This window comes from bacterium, assembly GCA_040753085.1.
Lineage (GTDB): Bacteria > UBA9089 > JASEGY01 > JASEGY01 > JASEGY01 > JASEGY01.
Genome location: JBFMHI010000203.1, coordinates 1 through 4,153 on the forward strand (window position 1 = coordinate 1; position 4,153 = coordinate 4,153).

General features: G+C 43.7%; 4 protein-coding genes. 2 read left to right on the plus strand and 2 right to left on the minus strand.

Translation table 11 applies throughout. The features are described 5' to 3' along the window. Positions 1 to 300: 300 nt before the first annotated feature. Together AB1797_13425 and AB1797_13430 are read right to left on the minus strand one after the other, a co-directional pair. Complete coding sequence (locus AB1797_13425) at positions 301 to 1,392, minus strand: LegC family aminotransferase (protein ID MEW5768587.1); 1,092 nt, start codon at positions 1,390 to 1,392, stop codon at positions 301 to 303. Then, the gene (locus tag AB1797_13430; GenBank protein MEW5768588.1) at positions 1,385 to 2,362 is read right to left on the minus strand and encodes an NAD-dependent 4,6-dehydratase LegB; all 978 of its coding nucleotides are present in this window, start codon (positions 2,360 to 2,362) and stop codon (positions 1,385 to 1,387) included. Before AB1797_13430 ends, AB1797_13425 begins: the two co-directional genes overlap by 8 nt. A 531-nt stretch (positions 2,363 to 2,893) precedes the next feature. On the opposite strand from AB1797_13430, the gene AB1797_13435 reads away from it, so the two are divergent. Together AB1797_13435 and AB1797_13440 are read left to right on the plus strand one after the other, a co-directional pair. Continuing rightward, the gene (locus tag AB1797_13435) at positions 2,894 to 3,061 is read left to right on the plus strand and encodes a hypothetical protein (GenBank protein ID MEW5768589.1); all 168 of its coding nucleotides are present in this window, start codon (positions 2,894 to 2,896) and stop codon (positions 3,059 to 3,061) included. Positions 3,062 to 3,710: 649 nt separating this feature from the next. After that, a complete protein-coding gene (locus AB1797_13440; GenBank protein ID MEW5768590.1) occupies positions 3,711 to 3,902 on the plus strand; it encodes a reverse transcriptase N-terminal domain-containing protein in 192 nt (63 codons plus the stop codon). Positions 3,903 to 4,153: the final 251 nt, after the last annotated feature.

Sequence of the window (4,153 nt, forward strand, 5' to 3'; positions counted from 1 at the left end):
CCTTCCAACTGTTTTGATCTCAATTGTCTCCATAGTAACATCTCTGCACTGGTAGCTCTTTTTCTAAGGTTTTTAGCAAGAGTAATAATATTGCCCACCCATTTCACCCTCACCCTATCCCTCTCCCCTCAAGGGAGAGGGAATTTTGCTTTGTCTCCCAACTAACTGCTTAACTTAGTTTTGAGTAGTTACGATTAGACATACCTGTCCCTGATTTAATCAGGGATCACAAATCTAAAATCCCTGATTGATTACTCCTCTAATTTTATCAGAGAGGCCTCAAATACTTCCCCTGATCCGCTACACCAACTCTTCTATTGTCTTACAGACATAATATATATCATTTTTAGAGTTAAGGGTAGAACTCGGCAAACAAAGGCCTTTATCGTAAATATGGTAAGAATTCTGATAAGCAGCTTGCTTATATTGCTTATAAGGAGGAAACTCCACCAGAGGCATAAAGATTCTCCTAGTAGGGATTCCTTTCTCTTTTAACTTTCCTTGTAAAGCAGAGATATCTACCCCTTCCAAGGTAACACACGACAGCCACCAGGAGCTCTCCGCCTCCTCATATTCTTCCTGGAAGCGAATCGCCTCAACACCTTTTAACTCTTCTTTATATATATCATTAAACTCTCTTTTCGTCAACAGAAAACTATCTAATTTATCCATCTGAGCCAGTCCTAAGGCGGCTTCTATATTGGTCATTCTATAATTGAACCCTATCTCTGGATGATAGTATCCTCCAGCCTCATCTCTGGCCTGATTGACTAAGAATTTTATATGTTCTAATCTTTCTACATTATTCCCCACTACCATGCCACCGCCACCGGTGGTAATAGTCTTATTTCCATTAAAACTGAAGCATCCTAAATCTCCAAAGGTGCCGGTTTGTTTGTTTCCATAAACCGCCCCTAAACTTTCAGTGGCATCTTCTATTACATAAAGATTATTTTCTGTGGCTATTTCCATTATAGCCTTCATCTTACAGGGGTTTCCATAAAGATGAACCGGGATAATAGCCCTGGTCTTTTGGGTAATATACCTCCTAATTTCTTCGGGATCAATATTCCATGTTTCCGGTTCCACATCTACAATTACAGGCCTGGCACCTACATATAAAACAGGATTTACCGTGGCAATAAAAGTGAGGGCGGGAACTATTACCTCATCTCCCTTTCCGATACCCAGTTCATATAAGGCAATATGAATGGCTGCCGTGCCACTTTGAGTAGAAACAGCTTTTTTGGCGCCTACATATTGAGCGAATTTCTCTTCAAATCTTGGAACAAAAGGGCCAAACGTCGAGACATAGCCTGTATCAACTGCCTGGAGAAGATATTCTTTCTCCTTTTCTCCCAAACTTGGGGCATCTAAAAAGATTTCAAACATTGTAAAGTTCAGGTTTATAAAAATGGAGATTTTCTTTCAACCAATCTATGGTTTCTTTCAAACCCTGCTTAAGAGAATAGCCTGGAGCCCATCCCAGAAGTTCTTTAGCTTTTCTATCTTCCGCCCAGAGCCTTTCTACCTCGCTTTTATCCGGCCGCTTTCTTTTTTCTTCCGACCACAGTTCTACTTCCACTCCCATTAGCTCAGCAATAGACTCAGCCAGGTTTTCAATAGAAACCTCAAAATTGGAACCAATATTGACCACTTGCCCGATGGCCTTATCTGATCCTGGCTGACCAGCCCGAATAAATCCCTGAACCGTATCCTTGACATAAGTCAAATCCCGGGTGGGATGAAGCGCCCCCAACTTAACTTTTCTCTGACCGGATAAAATCTGAGTTATAATCGTAGGAATAACTGCCCTGGCTGATTGGCGCGGCCCATAGGTATTGAAAGGTCTCAAAATTACTACCGGCAAATTAAAACTTCGGTAAAAAGACAACGCTAAATAATCTGCTCCGGCCTTGGTCGCGGCATAAGGAGATTGAGGATTAATCGGATGTTTTTCATCAATGGGAACATATTGGGCTGTCCCATAAACCTCACTGGTTGAAGTATGGACAATCTTTTCCACTCCGGCTGAAAGTGAAGCTTGAAGCAGATTAAGAGTCCCTTTTATATTAACATCGACGAAGGCCTGTTGAGCTTGATAAGAATAAGGAATAGAAATAAGGGCGGCTAAATGATATATATTTTTTACCCCTTCCACCGCTTTTCTTACCGAATCAAAATCTCTTATGTCTCCAGGGACAACTTCAATTTCATTCTTCACCGGAGAATATTCCAACCACCCCCAAGAATTTTGGGAATTATATCTTACCAAGGCCCTTACCTGGCCACCTTCATTAACTAAGGCTTCACATAAATGTGAACCGATAAATCCTCCGGCTCCTGTCACTAATACCTTCATTTTATTCAGCCTGTTCCCTTTTCAGTACCGAGGTCATTAGTCGCTGGATCAGTTCCTGTGGGGCTAGTCTGTCACATTTGATTTGACCTGTTCGGCTCTTAGAGAAGCAATCCCCCTCACCTTAATCCTCTCCCCTGAGAGGAGAGGGTCAGGGTGAGGGGCAAAGAGGCGTTACCAACAATTTCAAGCGTGGCAGAGCATTAGTATTACCCGGCAACATTGGGACGATATTCATCATTTCATCTTCTTAAACACTATATCATATTTTATCGGTAGTCGTCAAGGGATAAAAGATGAGAACACGAAAGGACTCCAAAATTTTCCTCTTTTCCTCAACTTTTCACTTGACTTACTCATTTTTATATCCTATAATCCAAGACCATAAAGCTCAAAGCCCTAAAAAACATCGAGGGGACACTTCTATGACACTTCTTCCCAATTACCCTAAGATCAAAATTCTTATCAGCTTATCAGCAACTGCGGGAATACGCCAAGAATACATTGCAAAGAGACAAGAAAATAAATATTCGGATGTCTTCAAAGGATTTGGATCAAGTACAGGTTATTGCTGTTCAAGAGGGAATTCCTTACCAGACACTGATAGCCAGCATCATCCATAAGTATGTATCAGGATATTTGATAGAAAAAAAAGATGGCTTAACAATTCAATCAACGGGATGGGCAAAAACCCGTCCCTGATTTCAATCGTTAGGGTGCGATACGATGTCGCACAGTTGAGTGTACTCAGGTAAGACCTGGAGTATCCTGCCGGTCCCTACGCAGGCGTGCTACCGTTGCGCTGATGACAGGGTGCGAAGCCCTGTGGACAACGTACCGAATTGGGTTCAAATGGCAACAGGAGAACCCCTCGGAGAATCCTCCTCCGTTAAGGGCTAGGGTCGGATGATATGGTGAAATTAATTGAATGTCTGTAAGCGTCGTCAAAGAGCGACGTACCTACGAGGATTAATAGGTATAAGGCCACTGCCCAGAGTCAGTGGTTATGGTCAGGATGCAGGTCTCCTAACTGCCTGCACGGAACTGTAGAACCATCGGCGTAGAGGACGCACCTAAGTCATCCAAAGGATCAACTGTGAGGAACATAGTAACCCCGTCCTTCGCCTGGAGCAATTCTAGGCAAGCGAACCGTAAGGCACGCCGAAGGAGAGACGGGTGAGAGAAGTTGGAAGAAGCGAATGCCTTCGGGAAAGCCGCAAGGATAGAGTCTGAAACATTACTTAACGCCAAAGCCGGAGAGCTTCAGCGCCGGTGAAAGAGCGTGCTGACGTCCAACGGGTGTCTCGTTGCGAGAGAACTGGTAGAACCTTTGAAAATGAGAAAGCAAATGATGGCGGAAATCGCTGGTGCACTCAAAGACGAAGCCGAGAGGTGGAATTCCATTGTCTGGAAGAAAGCCCAACGAGAAGTCAGAAGGCTGCAAGTGCGTATCGCAAAGGCTGTAATCCTACAAGGATCCCAGTCGGGCAACGCTTACAATATTTCTTTTTTGTCATTCCCGCCCCTGCTTCCGCAGGGGTAACCCCTGATTTAATCAGGGGCAGCGGGAATCCATATTCAGACAATTCTGGATTCCTGCTTTCCCTGATTAAATCAGGGAAAGGAATGACACATCGGGCATTTTCATCGCCCTTTGTGAACATAGGGGACGGTGGTGTAGAAAGCAATTTATTTTAGCCATTGGCCTAAGATCATCTTGCCTACTGAGCTCAGTTCGGTCTTGGCTACAATCCCTCGAACGATCACATGATGTAAAACTCCGGGAGCATCTAA